Source organism: Lentzea pudingi (genome assembly GCF_014646255.1).
GTDB classification, from domain to species: domain Bacteria; phylum Actinomycetota; class Actinomycetes; order Mycobacteriales; family Pseudonocardiaceae; genus Lentzea; species Lentzea pudingi.
Genome location: NZ_BMNC01000018.1, coordinates 102,170 through 119,735, shown reverse-complemented (window position 1 = coordinate 119,735; position 17,566 = coordinate 102,170). Strand labels below are relative to the sequence as shown.

The following is a 17,566-nucleotide window of genomic DNA, read 5'->3' as shown; positions in this document are numbered from 1 at the left end:
AAAAGGGAGGTGTCACCGAGAGTCGTGGATCCCGTCGCCCGTCGCCAGGCCGTCGCCGAGGCGGTGTTCCGCGTGGTCGTGCGCGACGGCGTCGAGCAGGCCTCGCTGCGCAACGTGGCGGTGGAGGCGGGCCTCGCCATCGGCTCGATCCGCCACTACTTCGACAGCCACGACGACATGATCATCTTCGCCGTCGAGGCCCTCATCCACTCCATCAACCAGCGCGTGATGGCCCACGTGCAGTCGCTTCAAGATCGCAGCGATCCGCGCCGGCCGGCCGAACGCGTGCTCTCCGAGGTGCTCCCGCTCGACGACCGCCGGCGCGACGAAGCCGTGCTGTGGCTGGCTTTCGTCACCGCCGCGCGCACCCAGCCGTCCCTCGTGCCCCGCGCCGAACGGCTCTACGACGGCCTGCGCACGCTCTGCCGCCGCGCGCTGACCGCGATGAGCGAGGCGGGCACCATCGCGGCCACGCACGACGTCACCCTGGAGTCCGAACGGCTGGCGTCGCTGCTCAACGGCCTCACGGTCGACGGCGTGCTGCACCCGGACCGGATGACGCCGGAACTCGCGGTGTCGGTGCTGCGCAGGCACCTCGACTCGCTTTAAGGCCTGGCTGTCACCTCGACGTCGCGCGCGGTCAGTTCGGCGGCGCACTCGGTGCATTCGACCTTCGCCCGTACGCCGCCGCCGCAGTCGCGGTGGTGCAACTGGAACGTCTCTTCTTCGTCCGGGGCCATCCACTTCTCGCCCCACGTGCGCAATGCCATCAGCACGGGATAGAGGTCGCGGCCTTTCTCCGTGAGGCGGTACTCGTGCCGTGTGCGGCCGTCCTCGTGATACGGCACGCGCTTGAGCACGTTCTCCTGCAGCAGCACGTTCAACCGGTCCGTCAGGACGCTGCGCGAGATGTCCATCGTCGCCTGGAAGTCCTCGAAGCGACGGGTGCCCAGGAAGATCTGGCGGAGCAGCAGCAGCGTCCAGCGCTCGCCCAGCAGCGCGGCGGGACGGCTCAGCGTGCAGGGCATGCTCGCGAAGTTCGAGTACGGCATGGACCCAGGGTATCCCTTGCGTTCGATTTTCGAACTCAGCTACAGTTCGGATTCCGAACTCAGGGGAGATCCTCATGCGCGTCACCGAGCTCGACCGCGACACCGCGCCGGAAGCTGTCGACGTGGTGTTCGAAGGACTCTCCGCGCGAAGCCGCTACCTGCGCTTCCACTCGCCGACGCCCCGCCTGACCGCGTCCGCGCGCCGGGTGCTGACCGACGTGGACGGGCAACGGCACGGGGCCGTGTGCGCCAGGGTCGGCGGTGAACCGATCGGCATCGCGAGGGTGATCAGGACGGGGGAGTGCGGCGCGGAGATCGCGGTCGCCGTGGTCGACCTGTGGCAACGCCGTGGCGTCGGCCGCCTCCTGCTGGAGGAGCTCACGGCGGTCGCGGCCCGGATGGGCGTCGCAGAACTGCACGGCAACGTCCTGCCCGACAACCACGCGATGCTCGCGCTGGTGCGCAAGGTGCTGCCCGGCGTGCGGCTGACCAGAGAGGTCGACACCATCGAGCTGAGCTACCCGCTGGCCTGGGTCACCGCGGAGATCAGCGACGCCGACCTCGTGCGAAGTCTGCGGTGACGATCGTCCACACGGGCCGACTTCACTGCCCGTGAGTCCGGCCACGCGTTCACGGTTGACGGTCTGATCGGCGCGGACAGTCCATGAACGGCCGGAACATAGGACGTTCGACCGGACCAAAACTTCACATCACCTTGCTACGGTGACCGGCATGAGATCGTGGGGGATGTTGGCGGTCGCCGCGGCGGCCATCACGTTCGGCTCGACGCTGGCCATGCCTGACGTCGCGGTCGCCGCTGCCGAGGGCGGGGTGATCTGCGGGACGTACGAGGCCAACTCCAAGATCACGCGGAGCGAGGTCCTGGCGCGCTCGCGCACGTGGATCAGCGCCCGCGTGCCCTACAGCCAGAGCGACTGCTTCGGCAACAAGTACGGTGCCTACCGCACCGACTGCTCCGGCTTCGTCTCGATGGCCTGGGGCCTGCGCATCTCCTACACCACGCACATCCTCGAGCAGGTCGCGCACCGCATCGACTGGGAGGACCTCCGTCCCGGCGACGCGCTCAACGACCGCGAGAACCACGTCGCGCTGTTCATCGGCTGGGCGGACGCGGCCAAGACGCGGCCCATCGTGCGCGAGCAGGCCGGACCGGACGGCAGCAGGCCCGTGCAGCGCGTGTGGAGCGCCAGCAACGCCCGCAGGTACGTGCCCCTGCGCTACAACAACATCCTCGAGGCCGGCGGCAGTGGCAACACCGGCAGCGAGACGCCGGTGACGGACAAGCTCGTCGTCAACGCAGGCCCGCAGATATCGAACACCGGCATGGGCCAGCTCGAGGTCTTCGCGCGCGCCGCGGACGACACGATCGTCACGAACTTCCACAAGACGAGCCGGTGGAGCGGCTGGCAGCAGCTCGGCCCCGAGCTCTTCGCCGGCGACCCGGTCGCGCTGATGAACCCGCAGACGAAGATCGTCGAGGTGTTCGCGCGCGGCACGGACGACAAGGTCTACCGCCGCGTCGACGGCAAGTGGCTCGCGGTCGGCGACACGGCCGTCGCGGGCGACCCGACGCTGTTCTGGAACGACAAGACCAAGGCCGTCGAGGTCCTCGCCCGCGGCGCGGACGGCCTCCTGCTCCGCTTCACCGACAGGTGGGCCCCGGTCGGCGACCGCAAGATCGAGGGCAACCCGGCCGTCGCCGACAAGGATGTCTACGCGCGTTCCGCAGACGGCAAGCTGATCAAGTGGGACGGCGCCACCTGGGCGGACCAGGGCGACAAGAAGATCGTCAGCGACCCGAGCGTCGCCGTCGACCAGGTCTTCGTGCGCACCGAGTCCGGCAGCGTCGAGCAGTACGCGGCGGGCGTCTGGAAGTCCATGGGCGGCCAGGGGACCGGCGCCCCGTCGGCGGTCTTCAACTCGACGACCGGGTCCATCGACGTCGTGCAGCTCGGTGAGGGCGGCATCGTCGAGCACTCCCGCGCGACCGACAACGGCTGGACCTCGTGGGCCAAGCTCGGCACCACCAAGGCCTCTGAGGCGCCGACCGCGATGTACCACGCGCAGACCAAGACCGTCGAGGTCTTCGCCCGCACCGACGACGGCAAGCTGATCCGCCGCTTCTACAAGGAGAAGGCCGGCTGGAGCCAGTGGGCCGTGCTCTCCGGCAAGAACGTCAGCTGACCTGACGCCATCGACGAGGCCGCGACGCCGTTGGGGTCGCGGCCTCGTCGATGTCCGGGTGCAGCAGCTGACGAAGAGTTCGGCCGCGGCACTTCTCCGCCCGTGCCAGCTCGAACTCGACGGTCTCGTGCGCGTTCCTGGCCTTCATCGCTGAGTCGAGTCACGGCGCCGACGGCCACCGGCGTTCAACTGAGTCGCACTTCTAGGGGAGGTCCGGGATGGCGCGCAGGCGATACGCGGTGGTCGGCACGGGATCGCGGGCGGAACGGCACGTCCGCGCCATCGCGGTCGAACACGCGGAGACCTGCGAGCTCGTGGCGTTCGCCGACGTGAACCGGACCAGGATGAACGTCCACAACGAACGGCTCGCCGAGCTGGGCGTCGAGCCGGTCCCGGCGTACCACGCCGAAGACTTCCTGAAGATGCTTGAGGAGCAACGGGTCGACGTGGTGGTGGTGACCACGGTGGACCGCTTCCACGACACGTACATCGTCGAGGCGTTGGACTCCGGGCGTGACGTCGTGACGGAGAAGCCGATGACGACGGACGTCCCGTCGGCCGGCAAGATCCTGGACGCGGTGCACCGCAACGAAGGCAACATCACGGTCACCTTCAACTACCGCTACAACCCGATCCACGAGAAGGTGCGCGCGCTCCTGGCGGACGGTGCCGTCGGTGAGATCGGGTCCGTGCACTTCGAGTGGTTGCTCGACACCCGTCACGGCGCCGACTACTTCCGCCGCTGGCACCGCGACAAGGCCAACTCCGGCGGTCTCATGGTGCACAAGGCGACCCACCACTTCGACCTGCTCAACTGGTGGGTCGGCTCAGTGCCCGAGACCGTGTACGCGCACGGCCGGTTGTTCTTCTACGGCGCCGAAAACGGCGAACGGCACGGCTACGCGCGCGACGATCGGTTCGACATCAAGCTGGAGCAGAACGCGTGGCTCAAGAAGCTCTATGTCGACGCACAGCACGAGGACGGCTATCGCCGCGACCAGAACCCGTTCGAACCCGGTGTGTCCATTGAGGACGACATGTCCGTGCTCGTGCGCTACGCCAGCGGCGCGAACCTGACGTACCACCTCACGGCGTACTCGCCGTGGGAGGGCTACCGGCTGATGGTCAATGGCAGCAAGGGCCGTCTCGAACTGGAGGTCGTCGAGAACTCGTGGGTGTCGGGCCAGGACCCGTCCGTCCACGGTGTCGCCGCGAACCCCGAACAGGGGTGGGCGAAGCTCTCCGTGCAGCGGTTGTTCGCCGAACGCGAGGACGTCCCGCTGGAGTACGACCGGGACGGGCACGGCGGCGCGGACCAGCGCATGGTCGACGCGCTGTACGGACCACCGGGGCAGGAGGACCCGCTGGGACGCCGGGCGACGCACTACGACGGCGCGCTCTCGCTGCTGACCGGGTTCGCCGCCAACCGCAGCTTCGAGACCGGGGAGGCCGTCCGCGTCGCCGACGTCATCGACCTTCCGGTGAGGACCCCTTAGCGGTTGCCACGCTCCCGGCGCCATTGCCCGTTCCGGTGACCACCGGGGTCCGGATGCTGTCGCAAACGAGTCTTGGTTGGCGCGGCGCATTGAAATTCCACGCACGTCGGCTGATGCTGGTGGGCGCGGTGGAGTCCGCCCGAGAAGGGTGAGAGCGATGCGTGTTGCGCTGGTCGGCGCTCGTGGGCACGGGACGCGGCACGTGGAGAACCTGGTCAGGCTGGGCCACGACGGCCTCGCCACCTTCGTCGGGGTGGTCGACGTGGCGGACGTCGACGTGCCGGTGCCGTCCTACCCGGACCTGCCGTCGCTGGCCGCCGAACTGCACCCGGAGGTCGTCGTGGTCTCCTCGCCGCCCGCGACGCACCGCGACCTCGTGCTCACGGCGTTCGAACTGGGCTGCGACGTGCTGGTCGAGAAGCCGGCCGTGCTGTCGGTGACCGACTTCGACGAGGTCTCCGCGGAGGCCGTCAAACGCGGGCGGGTGTGCCAGGCCGGGTTCCAGACGCAGGGCACGGGCTCGTACCGGCGGCTCTGCTCGTTGATCGGCTCCGGTGCGTTGGGCGACATCACCGGTATCGGCGCCGCCGGCCGTTGGGTGCGCACGGACTCGTACTACGAGCGCGCCGAGTGGGCCGGACGGCAGGGCGAGGACGGGACGCTCGTGAACCCGTTCGCGCACGCCCTGCAGAACGCACTGCTTCTGGCCGATGTCGAGGAACGTACAGACATCGCTGTTGAGCTGGAGTTGTACCGGTGCCGCGACACGATCACGGCGGACGACACGGCGTGTGTACGGGTCACGGCCGATGGCGCACCACCGGTCGTCGTCGCCACCACGCTCTGCGCCACGACATCGTTGCCACCGGTGGTTTTGGTGCACGGGACGCTCGGTCAGGCCGTGTGGTGGTACGACGACGACAGGCTGACGGTCAACGACCACCGCATGGCCGTGGCACCGTCCGTCGACCTGCTGGAGAACCTCATCCGGCACCGGCAGACCGGCGAGCCCCTGGTCGCGCCGCTCGCCGCCGCGCGGGCGTTCACGTCGGTCGCCGAGCAGTGCGGCAAGGCCGACGTGCCGCTGCTGCCCGCCCGCCGCGTCGGTGACCGGGTGGTGCTCGACGGCATCGACGAGGTCGTGGTGAGGGCCGCGGAGAAGATCGCGACCTTCACCGAGCTGGGCTGCGGCTTCGGCAGGTAGCCGCCTACCGGGGAGACGGAGGCGGAGGCCAGCCGGGATCTTTCAGAACGGGTCGCTGAACCGGGTCGCGCCCTGCCCACCACCCGGCCGCGACGACCAGGACCAGGCTCGCCGCCGCTGCGACCAGACCGAGTCCGATGGCGATGTCACGCTCGGCCGGCCGGCCTGCTGTCCAGCCGAAGACGGGGCTGAGGAACGCCAGTCCGGTCAGCACGGCGGCGGCGCCGACCACCAGCACGCGTGACCGGCGCAGCACCCCCGCCGTCATCGTGAGACCGATACCGGCGCCGACCAGGAACAGTGCCACCACCAACCCCGGCCCGGTCGTCGCGTTGGAGCTGCTGAGTAACGGCACCAGTCCGGCGAGCGGGACAGCGCACACGATGAGAAGGCCGGCCGGAAGCGCGGCGGCGAGCCCACGTCCGGTACGGGCACGAGCCCGGCCGGCCGCCACCGACATCCCGATCAGCAGGGCGAGCTGGGCGATCAGTCCGGCAACGGTGATCTCCTCCCCGAGCCCGCGGCCGAACGCGGTGAGCGGCACCGGCCGGATTTCCAGCCCGGTCTCGGCGACCACGACCGGCACACGGCGCCAGGTGCCGTCGACGCCGCGGACCGCCAGACCCTCCGCCCCGTTGGCCACGAACACCTCGTGTCCACCTGGGACGGCGCGGACGAGGACCTCCACACTGGCGAGCTCGTCAGGGCGCTCGAACCCGCGGGGAAACCGGTGCTGGCGCAGGACGAACGGCCACCGGCCGGCGGGCACCTCCCACGCGGTGCGCCAGGTCTGACCGCCGTCGGTCGTCTCGTCGACGCCGAGCAGGCGGCCCTCGCCTGCCGACATCGCATGATCGGAGAGGTCGTCGCCGTGCACGCGGTAGCAGTGTGCGGGGTCATCGGGCACGCAGGCTTCGGTCTTCCGCTGACGCGACGCCGGCGGACTCTCCGGGGTCTCCGGCACAGGCGTCCAGTCGCCCACGCCCGAGGGAGAGGTGTAGCTCCGCCTGTCCGTCATGATGAGCACCCGCGTGCCGCCCTCGTCCGCGACGGTCACGGAGTTGACCGACTCGACCGTGTCGCCGGGCGCCGACGTCGCGGCGATCGCCAGGACCGCGAACGGCACCGCGACCAGCACCCGCACCCGGGACACCAAGCCGTCCGGCAACGGCGGGGCTGCCGCGACCCGGCGCCAGGCCCACCAGGCGAGGCCCAGCGCGGGCAGCGCGACCAGATCGGCCGGATCGGCCAGGACGCCCGAAGGCCCGTTCACGACCGACCACGCCGCCGACGCGACGTCGGCGCCCGCGGGGGTCAGCTTGACCACCGCGAATCCGGCACCGGTCAGCAGCACCGACGTCCCGGCGGCGATCCGGTCGGCGAGGAACAGGCTCAACAGCAGCCCGAGCACCGGCGGTGCCACCACCAGTCCGGCCACGTCGCTGAGCTTGCCGGTGACGAGCCCCGGCCACGCCTGTTTGAACACGTGGTCGTTGAGCAGCAGCACCGCCGTGGCTCCGATTGTCAGCGGGTGTGCAACCCAGCGCAGAAGCCGCCCCGTTCGCATGGGTACAGCCTGCGGTGCGTCGATCACGGCCCTGGCACGGCTCAGCGTCAGATGGGCGCATGCCAGAGGCCTCGGACAGCACCAGCCGAGTAGTCTGCCGCGCAGTTCGCCGCGTTCGGGGAGAGTTGCGTTGGACACCTACATCGACCTGAAGGACGTCCGGGTCATCGGTTACGTCACGATGGGCCTGATCGCGCTGGTCGCCGTGGAGTCGATCTGGGGCACGGTCAACGACTGGCAGGGCGGCTCGTCGTCGTGGAGCTTCCTGGCGATCGTGCTGATCCTGCCCGCGGCCGTGGCGTCCGTCCTGTGGTTCCGCGGGGTGACCCACAACGCGGAGGCGATCGCGCTGCACGGCGTGCGGACGGTGTCGCAGGTGTGGAAGGCGAGCGATCCGGCGCAGCGGGAGGCGCCGTTCGAGAAGCGGGTCGCCAGTCCGTTGATCAAGCCGTGGCAGTACGCGTTCCTCGCCATGGTGCTGTGTGACGTGTTCGAGTCGATGCTTCTCGACACACCTCTTTACGTCGTGTTCTCGACACTGTCCACGCTCCTCGCGATCGGCGCGGCCGCTCTTGCGTGCTACCTCGTGTTCCGGATCTCGCTCATGCAGCAGCGATTCGCCGTACCTCAGCGCAAACGCGGCTGATCTGGGGTAGACTCTTTCGTTGGTTGCAGTTTCGTGTTCGTGTCTTTCACGCTCGCCAAACTTCAGTTGCGAGTGCTTCTCCTTCTTCACGGTTGGGGCAAGGCTCATGACCAACCACGGAGTGGCCGCACAGTGCGGCTCGCTCTTCAGTAATCAAGGAGAAGCAGTACATGGCAAACGGCACCGTCAAGTGGTTCAACGCTGAAAAGGGCTTCGGCTTCATCGCCCCCGAGGACGGCGGCGCTGACGTCTTCGTCCACTACTCGGCCCTCAACGGCGGCGGCTACCGCAGCCTCGAGGAGAACCAGAAGGTCTCGTTCGACATCACGCAGGGCCAGAAGGGCCCGCAGGCGACGAACGTCACCGCTCTCTGACGTTGTTCCATCCGTCGGGCCCCTGGAGTTCCTCCGGGGGCCCTTCGGCCTTCTCGGGGGCTTGCGGGGACCCCTAGCCTGGCCGGATGCCGTTGCTCGGACCAGCCGATCCGCTGCCGCACGTGCCCCGGCGCGTCCTCGTCGCAGGCAACGCCGGATCCGGCAAGTCGACGCTCTGCCGGCGCATCGCCGAGCAGCACGACCTGCGGCGAGTCGAGCTGGACAGCCTCTACTGGGGTCCGCGGTGGACCCCGCGGCCGGAGTTCCACACCGAGGTCGCCGCGTTCGCGCGCGAGGACCACTGGGTCACCGAGTACCAGTACAAGGTGGCGCGGCCCGCGTTGCTCGCGAGGGCGGACACGGTCGTGTGGCTCGACCACCGGTTCCCGGTCGTGATGGGCCGGCTCGTGAGTCGCACGATCAGACGTCGCGCGGCAGGGGTGGAGTTGTGGAACGGTAACCAGGAACCGTCGCTGTGGTCGGCGTTCACCGACTCCGGGCACATCCTGCGATGGGGCTGGAAGAGCTACCGGCGCAACCGGGCCAGGGTGCTCGCCCTGGTCGACGACGTGGTGGTCGTGCGGTTGCGCGGGCAGGCGCAGGTGGAGCGGTGGCTCTCGGGTCCGCTCGCCTCGGTCGGGGAGGAGCGTGCTCGGTGAGAACCGCACTGGTGCTCGGCGGAACGGGCATGCTGGCAGGCTGCGCGGGACAACTCGTGGCACGCGGATGGCGGGTGCTGCTGCCGTCGCGCACCCAGCCGCTGATGGCCGACGACGGTCCCGGACGGGCGGCGCGGGCGTCGATCTCTCGCGGGCACCGGCCGACGTGGGTGAGGGCGGACTGGGCCGATCCCGCCGCGTTGGCGTCCGAGGTCGAGTACGAGCTCGATGGGCACCTGGTGAACCTGCTGGTCGCGTGGGTGCACGTCAACTACCGCGTGGGCGTGCTCAACGCCGTGCGGCACCTTCTCGCAGAAGGCGCGCCGGTGGTGGAGGTGCACACGTGCGCGCCGGTGCCAGACCCTGTGCTCCCGCACCCGACACAGCAGGTGTTGCTCGCTCACTTCGCCCACGACGCCATGCCGCGCACGAACCGTGCGGTGCTGGAGGCCGTCGAACGAGGGTTGGAAGGACGGGCACCCTCGCTGCACCACGAGGACGCCCGCTGACGCCTCGGCTCTACCCGGCCTCGGTCTCACGACCTCGGCCCGGCCGGTCTGCGCGGCGGGGTTTTCGGCTCCGCTCGGCCAAACGCATCGCTCGATCGGTCAGCGGGCCGAACGCATCCCTCGCACCAGCAGCATGACCGACTCGCGCACCTCCGCCCGTGACCGTTCCGGCTGGAACACCTGCCAGTCCAGGGCGATCACGAGCAACGTGCCGAACAACGCCGCCGACGCGGTGCCGACCTCGACCCCGTCGGGCAGGCGGCCCGCGTCGGACAGGCGCTTCATCTGACCGCGCACGATCGACACGATGTCGTCGCGCAGCAACGAGAGAGTGCCGTGCCATTGGCCTGGCGTGCGCCACAGCTCCGAGACGAGCAGCTGGCCGAACGCCGGGTACTCGGCCCAGAAGCCGAGCATCTCGTCGACCAGCGCCTCCAGCGAGTCCTCGGAGCCCTCCGCGGACCGCAGCCGGCCCGCGAGGATCTCCACGCCGTGGTGCAGCAGAGCTTCGACCAGGGCGTCCTTCGAGGCGAAGTTGTAGTAGATCGTGCCCTTCGCGACACCCGCCTCCGCGGCGATCTCGTCGACCGTCACCGAGGCCGCGCCCCGTTCGCCGACCAGCTTCAACGCCGCGTCGAAGAGCTTCTGCTTGGTCGCCGTCGTCCGGGCGCTCACAGCACCAGCTCCGGCTTGAGCTTGGACGCTGTCCACACGCGCTGCTTGTAGGCCGCCACGGACGACAAGGCTAGGGCTCCGACCAGCCAGGCGAGAAGGATCAGAGCGTCCTTTCCGACGCTGCCGAGGTCACCGCCGTACATGAGGTGGCGCAGACCGTCGACCGCATAGCCCATCGGCAGGCCGTAGTGCAGCGGGTACAGCGGCACGGGGATCGTCTGCCACGGGAAGGTGCCACCCGCGCTGACCAGCTGGAGGATCAGCAGGATCAGGCCGAGGAACTTGCCGACGGCACCGAACGCGGCGTTCAGCGCGTGCAGGATCGCCACGAACGTCAGTGACATCAGTGCGAGGAACCCGAACGTGCCGAAGGGGTTCGACGGCTCGATGTCGACCACGAACCGTACGACCGTGAACATCACGAACACCTGCACGATGCCCAGCAGCGCACCGGGAAGCCAGCCTCCCAACGCGACGCGCAGAGCTGACTGGCCGGCAGCGAGCGCACGGCGTGAGAGCGGGCGCAGCAGCAGGAAGAGCACGAACGCGCCGATCCAGGTCGCGAGGCCGAGGAAGAACGGGGCGAGGCCCGCGCCGTACGTGGCGGCCTTCGTCTGGGACAGGCCGCGCACCGCCACCGGGTCACCGATCGCCTGCGCGATCGCGGCACGCGTCGGGTCGTCCTGGTTCGGGATCTTGTCGACGCCACCGGACAGGCCGTCGTACAGCTGCTTTGAACCGTCGGCGAGTTTCGCGGCACCATCTTTGAGCTGCGGGGTGCCCGTCGCGGCCTTCTGCAGGCCGTCGCGGAGCTGGGCGTTGCCGTCGGCGAGCTTCGTCGCGCCGTCGTCGAGCCTGCCGACGCCCGCGACCAGGCCGGGCATCTTGGACGAGAGCTGCTCGGCGCCGGCGGCCACCTGGTCCGCGCCGGTCGCGAGCTTGCGGAGATCACCCGCGGCGCCCTGGACCTTGCCGTTGGCGTCGTCGACGGGCTTGCGGACCTGACCGAGCGTGGTCAACACGTTCTGCACCTGCTCCTCGGTGAAACCCAAGGCGCGCAAGCGGGTCGCGATGTCGCCGTTGGCCTGGTCGAGCACGCCGACGAGTGCCTGGGCCTTCTTCGCGTACTCCTCGGCCTGGGTCGCCGCGGTCTCGTTGCCGGTCGCGACCTGGCGGGCGCCGTCGGCGATCTTCTTGGCGCCGTCGGGCAGTGCCGCCGTCTGGGAGCGGAGTTCGTGCGTGCCGTCACGGAGCTGCGCGGCGCCGTTGGCCGCCGTCACCGCGCCCGTGGAGAGCTGCTGGACGCCGGTGTCGAGCTCGCCGATCTTGTCGCGCAGCGTCGCGCTGCCGTCCGCGAGCTGCTTCGCGCCGTCGACGGCCTTGGTGGTCTCCTGGCGGATCGTGGAGAAGCCGAGCAGCAGCTTGTCGGCGGCCTCGGTGGAGACCTTCGCCGTGACGGCGCGGCGCACCTCGGAGACGACCTGGTTCGCGATCGTGGAACCCAGGTAGTTGTTGGCGTCGTTGGTGGTCAGGGTCAGCACGCCCTGGCGCGGCTTGTTCTGCTCCGCGGACGTGAGCGCCTCGGAGAAGTCCTCCGGCAGGGTCAGGGCGAAGATGTACTCGCCCTTGCGCACGCCCTCGTCAGCCTCGTCGACGACCTTCCAGTTGAACTTCTGGCCCTTCAGCAGCTCGTCCGCGACGTCCTTGCCCGCGTTGAGGTCCTTGGCGCCCTTGTCCTTCACGACCAGCGCGGCGGGGACGTGGTTCAGGTTCGCGTACGGGTCCTTGTTGGCGTACAGGTAGAGCGACGCGTACAGCAGCGGCACGAGTGCCAGGGCCAGGACGGCGAGCTTGGGGAGCTTGCCGGAGGTGACCCGGCGGATCTCGTTGAAGGCCATGCGAAGGGCGCTCATGCGGTGATCTCCATCTTGGTGTCGTTGTCCTCACCAAGGCGCGCGTGCGGGATGTCGAGGATGTGAGCCGAGGAGTTCGAGCACAGGACGACGACGGACCGTTCGGGGGTCACGTGGTCGTGGGCCAGTGCGAGCCACTCGCGCGGGTTGGGGTGGTAGCGGTCGGGGCAGTCGAGGATCAGCGCCGTGACGCCGGGGCGGGCGGCGGCCAGGTCGAGCATCACGGCGCACCGCGTCTGCGCCGGCACGTGCTCGAAGCGCTTGTCCGCGTGTTCATCGGCGGCGTGCTCCACCAACCAGTCGTGCACTGCCTTCTTGCCGGAGGGCATGCCGTTCATCGCGAGCTCCTCGCCTACGACGGCGGACAGCGTCAGCGCCTCTTCCGGTTCGTTCACCTCAGGGGCGTCGACGAGCACGACGCGCTTGCGCAGCGTCTTCGCGTCCGGGGACACGGTGCCCGTCGAAGGCTTCATGCGACCGGAGAGGAGGAGGGCGAGGGCCGTGTGACCGGCGCCGGGCTCACCCGCGACCAGGGTCAGCTCGCCGGGCTTCACGGTCAGCGAAGTTGGCCGGAGCAGGGGACCATGGCCCCCGTTGACGCCTGCGCGACTGGCGTGGATCTCCACGGCTTTACCTTCCGTTTAAACTGACCGGTCAGTACAAATTCTCCCGCAGTCCGCTGCCACTGGCAACTCGGACATAGGTCACCTAAGGGCGGACGCGGGGCGTACTTCCCAGACGGTCCACAGCGGCCGGTAGCCCTGGCGCGGCCAGAAGACGCTGCTCAGCGGGTTCGGCGGGTTGTAGTAGAGGTACGTGCCGACCGTGCCCATGCGGTGCAGCTCCTGGTGGGCGTGGGCGAGGAGCTGCTGGCCGATGCCCGTGCCGCGGGCGCCGGGGAGCACCGAGACGCAGTTCACATAGCCCCAGCGGCCCTGAGGGAGCCGTGCGGCCGCCATCGTGCCGGGTTCCGACGAGACGACCGCGCACTCGGCGAGCGCCACCGCGATGCCGTCGCGTTCGGCGAGCCAGATCGGGCCGGCGTTCTTGAGACGTTCGGTGAGAGCGCGTCGCTTCACGTGCGCCGCGTTCGGGCGCACGATCGTGGAGCCGACGTAGGAGGAGTACTCCAGTTCGGCGAGCGACAGCTCCAGCACGGTCTCCAGGTCGTGCGGGGTCGCACGGCGGATCGTGAGCGTGCGGGAGATGTGCTGCGTCGGGGTGCGCAGGCGCACGGCGAGCACGGACAGCGGCACCAGGCCGTGGTCGAGGAACGCCCGTGCGGCCTTCGTGTCGCGGCTCGGCCAGTGCACGACGCACGCCGTGTCCTCGTGGAGCTCCTGCGTGTCGAGGTGCCGGCGGAAGCGCGTGAGCAGCGCTTCCATGCCCTGTGTGCCGCCGACCAGCGGCAGCATCTCCCACACCTCCGCCGCCGACCACAGCCGCGTGGTCGTGTGCGGCTCGAAGCTCTGGTGGCTGACGACCCCGGCCACGCGCGTGCCGTCCGCCAGCGCCGCCGTGATGACGTGGCCGTCCGCGGGCGGTTCGGTGGCGGGCGGGAGCAACGGGTCCAGAGAGGCGAAACGGGCTGACTGGGCCGCCACTAGTCCGCGTGCCGAGGTCATGGCCGTTGAGGTTACGACGTCAGGCGGGTCCGGAAGATCGCGGTGCCGGGGAAGAGCTTGCCGCGCAGGGGGCTCCACTGGCCCCAGTTGCGGGTGTGGCCCTTCGGCCACTCGGGCTCGACCAGGTCCTCGAGCACGAAACCGGTGTTCGTGAGGGCGCGGACGTAGTCGCCGAGGGTGCGGTGGTGCTCGACGTAGGTGGCCTTGCCCTCCTCGTCGACCTCCACGTAGGGCGTGCGGTCGAAGTACGACTGCGTGACGGTGAGGCCGAGCGGGCCCGGGTCGTCGGGGAAGATCCACCTCATCGGGTGGTTGACCGCGAACACCCAGGGCGCGCCGGGCCGGAGCACGCGGGCGAGTTCGCCGAAGACCTCCTGGACGTCCGCCGCGAAGGGGACGGCGCCGAACGCGGAGCACGCGGCGTCGAACGAGTCGTCCCGGAACGGCAGCTGGTCCGCGCTGGCCTGCACGAGCGGCACGTCGATGCCGGTCTCGGCGTTGGCGTGGCGGGCGTGGCGGAGCATGCCCTCGGAGATGTCGAAGGCGGCGACGTCGGCCTTGTGGTCCTTGAGCCAACGGGCGCACATGGCGCTGCCGCAGCCGACCTCCAAGATGCGCTGACCAGCGATTTCGCCCAGGAACCGGGCATCCTGTTCGCGCAGCCCCTCCGGGCACCACACGAAGTCGGCCGCACCGAGGAAGTCGCCGTGCGTCCGGTGGTAGTCGTCGGCGTCCGCGTCCCACCAGATCCGGTTCGCCACCCTCGACTCGGCGGCGTCCGCCCCCCGCTTGACGATGCCGGCGGTGCCGAGCGCTTGTTCCGCGCTCGCGTGCTGGTTGGACACACTGCTCCTTCACATGGGGGCTGGTTTGCTTGCGCGTCTCGCGGCCGCGTACGATATCGCGTGCGTAGTGGGTTAGTGCTGCCCATGATCCAGACCCGCCGGATTCCAGGTCGCTGCGACGCTGCGCGCGCACCACTACCAAGCCATCGATGCCAATCCGTACCGGAGCCACCTACCTAATGTCCACCGACACCACCACCGCCCCCGTTGCCGCTGCTCCCAAGCAGGTCGCGATCAACGACATCGGGACGGAGGAGGACTTCCTCGCAGCTATCGACAAGACGATCAAGTACTTCAACGATGGCGACATCGTTGAGGGCACGATCGTCAAGGTCGACCGGGACGAGGTCCTGCTCGACATCGGCTACAAGACCGAGGGCGTCATCCCCTCGCGCGAACTGTCGATCAAGCACGACGTCGACCCCAACGAGGTCGTCAAGGTCGGTGACGAGGTCGAGGCACTTGTTCTCCAGAAGGAGGACAAGGAAGGCCGTCTGATCCTCTCCAAGAAGCGCGCCCAGTACGAGCGCGCGTGGGGCACCATCGAGGCCCTCAAGGAGAAGGACGAGCCCGTCAAGGGCACGGTCATCGAGGTCGTCAAGGGTGGTCTCATCCTCGACATCGGCCTCCGCGGCTTCCTCCCCGCCTCGCTCGTCGAGATGCGTCGCGTCCGCGACCTCCAGCCGTACGTCGGCCGTGAGCTCGAGGCGAAGATCATCGAGCTGGACAAGAACCGCAACAACGTGGTCCTGTCCCGCCGCGCGTGGCTCGAGCAGACCCAGTCCGAGGTCCGCAGCGAGTTCCTCAACCAGCTGCAGAAGGGCCAGGTCCGCAAGGGCGTCGTGTCCTCGATCGTCAACTTCGGTGCCTTCGTGGACCTGGGTGGCGTCGACGGTCTCGTCCACGTCTCGGAGCTGTCCTGGAAGCACATCGACCACCCGTCCGAGGTTGTCGAGGTCGGCCAGGAAGTCACCGTCGAGGTCCTCGACGTCGACATGGAGCGCGAGCGCGTCTCCCTGTCGCTGAAGGCCACGCAGGAAGACCCGTGGCGCCAGTTCGCCCGCACCCACGCGATCGGTCAGATCGTGCCGGGCAAGGTCACGAAGCTGGTTCCGTTCGGTGCGTTCGTCCGCGTGGACGAGGGCATCGAGGGCCTGGTCCACATCTCCGAGCTGGCCGAGCGCCACGTCGAGATCCCGGAACAGGTCGTGCAGGTCGGCGACGACGTCATGGTCAAGGTCATCGACATCGACCTCGACCGTCGCCGCATCTCGCTGTCGCTCAAGCAGGCCAACGAGGGCTTCACGGTCGACTCCGAGTTCGACCCGACCCAGTACGGCATGGCCGCCGAGTACGACGACCAGGGCAACTACATCTACCCCGAGGGCTTCGACCCGGAGTCGCAGGAGTGGGGCGAGGGCTTCGACAAGCAGCGTGAGGAGTGGGAGCGCCAGTACGCCGAGGCGCACACTCGTTACGAGGCCCACATGAAGCAGATCCGCAAGGCCGCCGAGGCCGAGGAAGAGGCTTCGGCCGAGGGTGCGGGCAACTACACCTCCGGTGGCGACGCTCCTTCCGCTTCCGTTGGCGCGCCGGCTCAGTCCGGTGGCACGCTGGCTTCTGACGAGCAGCTTGCTGCTCTGCGGGAGAAGCTGTCCGGCGGTATGTGAGTCGCTGGTTAGACCCTTCGAAGGCCCCTGCACCCGAGTTTGGGTGTGGGGGTCTTTGTTGTTGGCGCGTCTGTTGGGATGCGTTCCCCTGTTGGGTTGGCGGGTGGCGGTTGCGCGGTTCCCCTGGGGGCTCTGCCCCCAGACCCCCGGCAATCTGATCAGGGGGCCCGCGCTGCCTGCGGGTAGATGGCACGCCTGTTGCTTTGAGCGGCTGCCGGTTGCGTAGCTGGGTTGCGTTGGCGGTGGGGTCCCATCACGAGCCGAGCCAAGAGCGGGCCACATGCCTGGAGGGGTGTCAACTCGACGAAAAGCGTGTCGAGTTGACACCCTTCAGGCATGCAGCAAGTGCTATGGCGCGACTCGTGATGGGACCCCACCGCCCAGTGCGCTTGCTAAAGACGAAAGACGGACTGCTCGCCTGCGGCGTCGCTTGCGTGTGGTCGGTCTACCCGTTCACTCTGTGGTGGAGGCCGAACCTCGTTGTGTAGGTTGGCAAACCTATGCGTGGGAACAGGTTCTTCGTCGCACTGGGTGCGGGTGTGCTGGTGGTCTGCACTGCCTGCTCTTCTGCCGTGCCGCAGACTCAGGCGCCGCCGCCGCAGATTCCTCGGATCACCCCTTCCACGGTTCCCTCTCGGGTGCCGGTGATGGTGGATCGGGCGTTGCCGGACGACTGTGAGCTCGTGGTGTCCGTTGATGTCATGAACTCGGCCATCGGGCAGGAGTTGCCTGGGGAGCCTCGGATCATCATCGGGATCAAGGAGCCCGGGATCGGGCGGACCGGGAAGATCGACTGCTACTACGGGATTCCCGAGAAGAAGGGGCTCCTGGATGCCAAGATCGTCATTGGGTTGTCTACGTACACGGACGATCTGACGGCTCGTACTCGTGTCTCGGAGAGTGTTGAGGCTGAGCGGGCTGCGGGGGCGAAGGTCTCCGAGGTCGACGTCGGCAAGCAGAAGGGGACGTTGGTCGAGGGCAAGGACGAGCAGTTGCTCATCGGGTCCCTGGGGAAGTCGACGTTCGTGGTGCGCAACAGGAACAACTTCATCCCCAAGGAGAAGCTCATCGCGATCCTTCCTGTGCTGGCCGCGCAGTCCATGACGCCTCCGGTCTAATCTGACCG

19 protein-coding genes are annotated in these 17,566 nt (G+C 68.8%); 11 read left to right on the top strand and 8 right to left on the bottom strand.

All coding sequences use genetic code 11. The features are described from left to right. Window positions 1-9: 9 nt before the first annotated feature. On the top strand, window positions 10-609 hold the full coding sequence (locus IEY88_RS37840; RefSeq protein WP_229694132.1) for a TetR/AcrR family transcriptional regulator: 600 nt from the start codon (window positions 10-12) through the stop codon (window positions 607-609). Here IEY88_RS37840 and IEY88_RS37835 read toward each other — a convergent pair. Continuing rightward, window positions 606-1,052: a winged helix-turn-helix transcriptional regulator gene (locus IEY88_RS37835; protein WP_189159730.1), complete on the bottom strand. Its 447-nt coding sequence runs from the start codon at window positions 1,050-1,052 to the stop codon at window positions 606-608. The genes IEY88_RS37840 and IEY88_RS37835 overlap by 4 nt on opposite strands. Window positions 1,053-1,126: 74 nt before the next feature. Between IEY88_RS37835 and IEY88_RS37830 the strand changes: the two genes are divergently transcribed. Both IEY88_RS37830 and IEY88_RS37825 read left to right on the top strand, forming a co-directional pair. Beyond that, entirely contained in the window at window positions 1,127-1,633 is a 507-nt protein-coding gene (locus IEY88_RS37830) for a GNAT family N-acetyltransferase (protein ID WP_189159729.1), read from the top strand. Window positions 1,634-1,784: 151 nt separating this feature from the next. After that, window positions 1,785-3,257, top strand: coding sequence for a DUF8189 domain-containing protein (locus IEY88_RS37825; protein WP_189159728.1), 1,473 nt, complete (start codon window positions 1,785-1,787; stop codon window positions 3,255-3,257). Here the strand turns inward: IEY88_RS37825 and IEY88_RS37820 are convergent. Beyond that, complete coding sequence (locus IEY88_RS37820) at window positions 3,250-3,405, bottom strand: hypothetical protein (RefSeq protein WP_189159727.1); 156 nt, start codon at window positions 3,403-3,405, stop codon at window positions 3,250-3,252. The genes IEY88_RS37825 and IEY88_RS37820 overlap by 8 nt on opposite strands. A gap of 70 nt (window positions 3,406-3,475) precedes the next feature. Between IEY88_RS37820 and IEY88_RS37815 the strand changes: the two genes are divergently transcribed. Both IEY88_RS37815 and IEY88_RS37810 read left to right on the top strand, forming a co-directional pair. Next, window positions 3,476-4,753, top strand: coding sequence for a Gfo/Idh/MocA family protein (locus tag IEY88_RS37815; RefSeq protein WP_189159726.1), 1,278 nt, complete (start codon window positions 3,476-3,478; stop codon window positions 4,751-4,753). A gap of 157 nt (window positions 4,754-4,910) precedes the next feature. Next, on the top strand, window positions 4,911-5,957 hold the full coding sequence (locus IEY88_RS37810; RefSeq protein WP_189159725.1) for a Gfo/Idh/MocA family protein: 1,047 nt from the start codon (window positions 4,911-4,913) through the stop codon (window positions 5,955-5,957). A gap of 4 nt (window positions 5,958-5,961) precedes the next feature. Here IEY88_RS37810 and IEY88_RS37805 read toward each other — a convergent pair whose 3' ends face one another. Then, on the bottom strand, window positions 5,962-7,524 hold the full coding sequence (locus IEY88_RS37805) for a hypothetical protein (RefSeq protein ID WP_189159724.1): 1,563 nt from the start codon (window positions 7,522-7,524) through the stop codon (window positions 5,962-5,964). Between the two features lie 130 nt (window positions 7,525-7,654). On the opposite strand from IEY88_RS37805, the gene IEY88_RS37800 reads away from it, so the two are divergent. The 4 genes from IEY88_RS37800 to IEY88_RS37785 all read left to right on the top strand — a co-directional run bounded on the left by IEY88_RS37800 (window position 7,655) and on the right by IEY88_RS37785 (window position 9,712). Beyond that, a complete protein-coding gene (locus IEY88_RS37800) occupies window positions 7,655-8,170 on the top strand; it encodes a hypothetical protein (RefSeq protein ID WP_189159723.1) in 516 nt (171 codons plus the stop codon). A 170-nt stretch (window positions 8,171-8,340) separates the two neighbouring features. Then, a complete protein-coding gene (locus tag IEY88_RS37795) occupies window positions 8,341-8,544 on the top strand; it encodes a cold-shock protein (RefSeq protein WP_030476842.1) in 204 nt (67 codons plus the stop codon). Between the two features lie 86 nt (window positions 8,545-8,630). Beyond that, complete coding sequence (locus IEY88_RS37790) at window positions 8,631-9,203, top strand: P-loop NTPase family protein (protein ID WP_189159722.1); 573 nt, start codon at window positions 8,631-8,633, stop codon at window positions 9,201-9,203. Then, window positions 9,200-9,712, top strand: coding sequence for a Rossmann-fold NAD(P)-binding domain-containing protein (locus IEY88_RS37785; RefSeq protein ID WP_229694131.1), 513 nt, complete (start codon window positions 9,200-9,202; stop codon window positions 9,710-9,712). The genes IEY88_RS37790 and IEY88_RS37785 overlap by 4 nt, the downstream gene beginning before the upstream one ends. Before the next feature lie 99 nt (window positions 9,713-9,811). On the opposite strand, the gene IEY88_RS37780 is transcribed toward IEY88_RS37785, so the two are convergent. The 5 genes from IEY88_RS37780 to IEY88_RS37760 form a co-directional block, all read right to left on the bottom strand. Further along, window positions 9,812-10,387: a TetR/AcrR family transcriptional regulator gene (locus IEY88_RS37780; RefSeq protein ID WP_093596830.1), complete on the bottom strand. Its 576-nt coding sequence runs from the start codon at window positions 10,385-10,387 to the stop codon at window positions 9,812-9,814. Next, complete coding sequence (locus IEY88_RS37775) at window positions 10,384-12,300, bottom strand: YhgE/Pip domain-containing protein (RefSeq protein ID WP_189159721.1); 1,917 nt, start codon at window positions 12,298-12,300, stop codon at window positions 10,384-10,386. The genes IEY88_RS37780 and IEY88_RS37775 overlap by 4 nt, the downstream gene beginning before the upstream one ends. Continuing rightward, complete coding sequence (locus IEY88_RS37770; RefSeq protein ID WP_189159720.1) at window positions 12,297-12,926, bottom strand: ATP-binding cassette domain-containing protein; 630 nt, start codon at window positions 12,924-12,926, stop codon at window positions 12,297-12,299. Before IEY88_RS37770 ends, IEY88_RS37775 begins: the two co-directional genes overlap by 4 nt. Before the next feature lie 78 nt (window positions 12,927-13,004). After that, window positions 13,005-13,925, bottom strand: a complete 921-nt coding sequence (locus IEY88_RS37765; RefSeq protein WP_189159719.1) for a GNAT family N-acetyltransferase — start codon at window positions 13,923-13,925, stop codon at window positions 13,005-13,007. A gap of 11 nt (window positions 13,926-13,936) precedes the next feature. After that, window positions 13,937-14,770 (bottom strand): class I SAM-dependent methyltransferase, encoded by an 834-nt coding sequence (locus IEY88_RS37760; protein WP_189159718.1) that lies wholly within the window; start codon window positions 14,768-14,770, stop codon window positions 13,937-13,939. A gap of 179 nt (window positions 14,771-14,949) precedes the next feature. On the opposite strand from IEY88_RS37760, the gene rpsA reads away from it, so the two are divergent. Further along, window positions 14,950-16,440, top strand: a complete 1,491-nt coding sequence (gene rpsA / locus IEY88_RS37755; protein WP_189159748.1) for a 30S ribosomal protein S1 — start codon at window positions 14,950-14,952, stop codon at window positions 16,438-16,440. Window positions 16,441-17,087: 647 nt separating this feature from the next. Continuing rightward, complete coding sequence (locus tag IEY88_RS37750; protein ID WP_189159717.1) at window positions 17,088-17,558, top strand: hypothetical protein; 471 nt, start codon at window positions 17,088-17,090, stop codon at window positions 17,556-17,558. Window positions 17,559-17,566: the final 8 nt, after the last annotated feature.

Bases quoted from the DNA above. Each gene is read 5' to 3' on its own strand.
- IEY88_RS37835 (WP_189159730.1), bottom strand. From the start codon at position 1,052: ATGCCGTACTCGAACTTCGCGAGCATGCCCTGCACGCTGAGCCGTCCC.
- IEY88_RS37830 (WP_189159729.1), top strand. From the start codon at position 1,127: ATGCGCGTCACCGAGCTCGACCGCGACACCGCGCCGGAAGCTGTCGAC.
- IEY88_RS37825 (WP_189159728.1), top strand. From the start codon at position 1,785: ATGAGATCGTGGGGGATGTTGGCGGTCGCCGCGGCGGCCATCACGTTC.
- IEY88_RS37820 (WP_189159727.1), bottom strand. From the start codon at position 3,405: ATGAAGGCCAGGAACGCGCACGAGACCGTCGAGTTCGAGCTGGCACGG.
- IEY88_RS37815 (WP_189159726.1), top strand. From the start codon at position 3,476: ATGGCGCGCAGGCGATACGCGGTGGTCGGCACGGGATCGCGGGCGGAA.
- IEY88_RS37810 (WP_189159725.1), top strand. From the start codon at position 4,911: ATGCGTGTTGCGCTGGTCGGCGCTCGTGGGCACGGGACGCGGCACGTG.
- IEY88_RS37805 (WP_189159724.1), bottom strand. From the start codon at position 7,524: ATGCGAACGGGGCGGCTTCTGCGCTGGGTTGCACACCCGCTGACAATC.
- IEY88_RS37795 (WP_030476842.1), top strand. From the start codon at position 8,341: ATGGCAAACGGCACCGTCAAGTGGTTCAACGCTGAAAAGGGCTTCGGC.
- IEY88_RS37790 (WP_189159722.1), top strand. From the start codon at position 8,631: ATGCCGTTGCTCGGACCAGCCGATCCGCTGCCGCACGTGCCCCGGCGC.
- IEY88_RS37775 (WP_189159721.1), bottom strand. From the start codon at position 12,300: ATGAGCGCCCTTCGCATGGCCTTCAACGAGATCCGCCGGGTCACCTCC.
- IEY88_RS37765 (WP_189159719.1), bottom strand. From the start codon at position 13,925: ATGACCTCGGCACGCGGACTAGTGGCGGCCCAGTCAGCCCGTTTCGCC.
- rpsA (WP_189159748.1), top strand. From the start codon at position 14,950: ATGTCCACCGACACCACCACCGCCCCCGTTGCCGCTGCTCCCAAGCAG.
- IEY88_RS37750 (WP_189159717.1), top strand. From the start codon at position 17,088: ATGGTGGATCGGGCGTTGCCGGACGACTGTGAGCTCGTGGTGTCCGTT.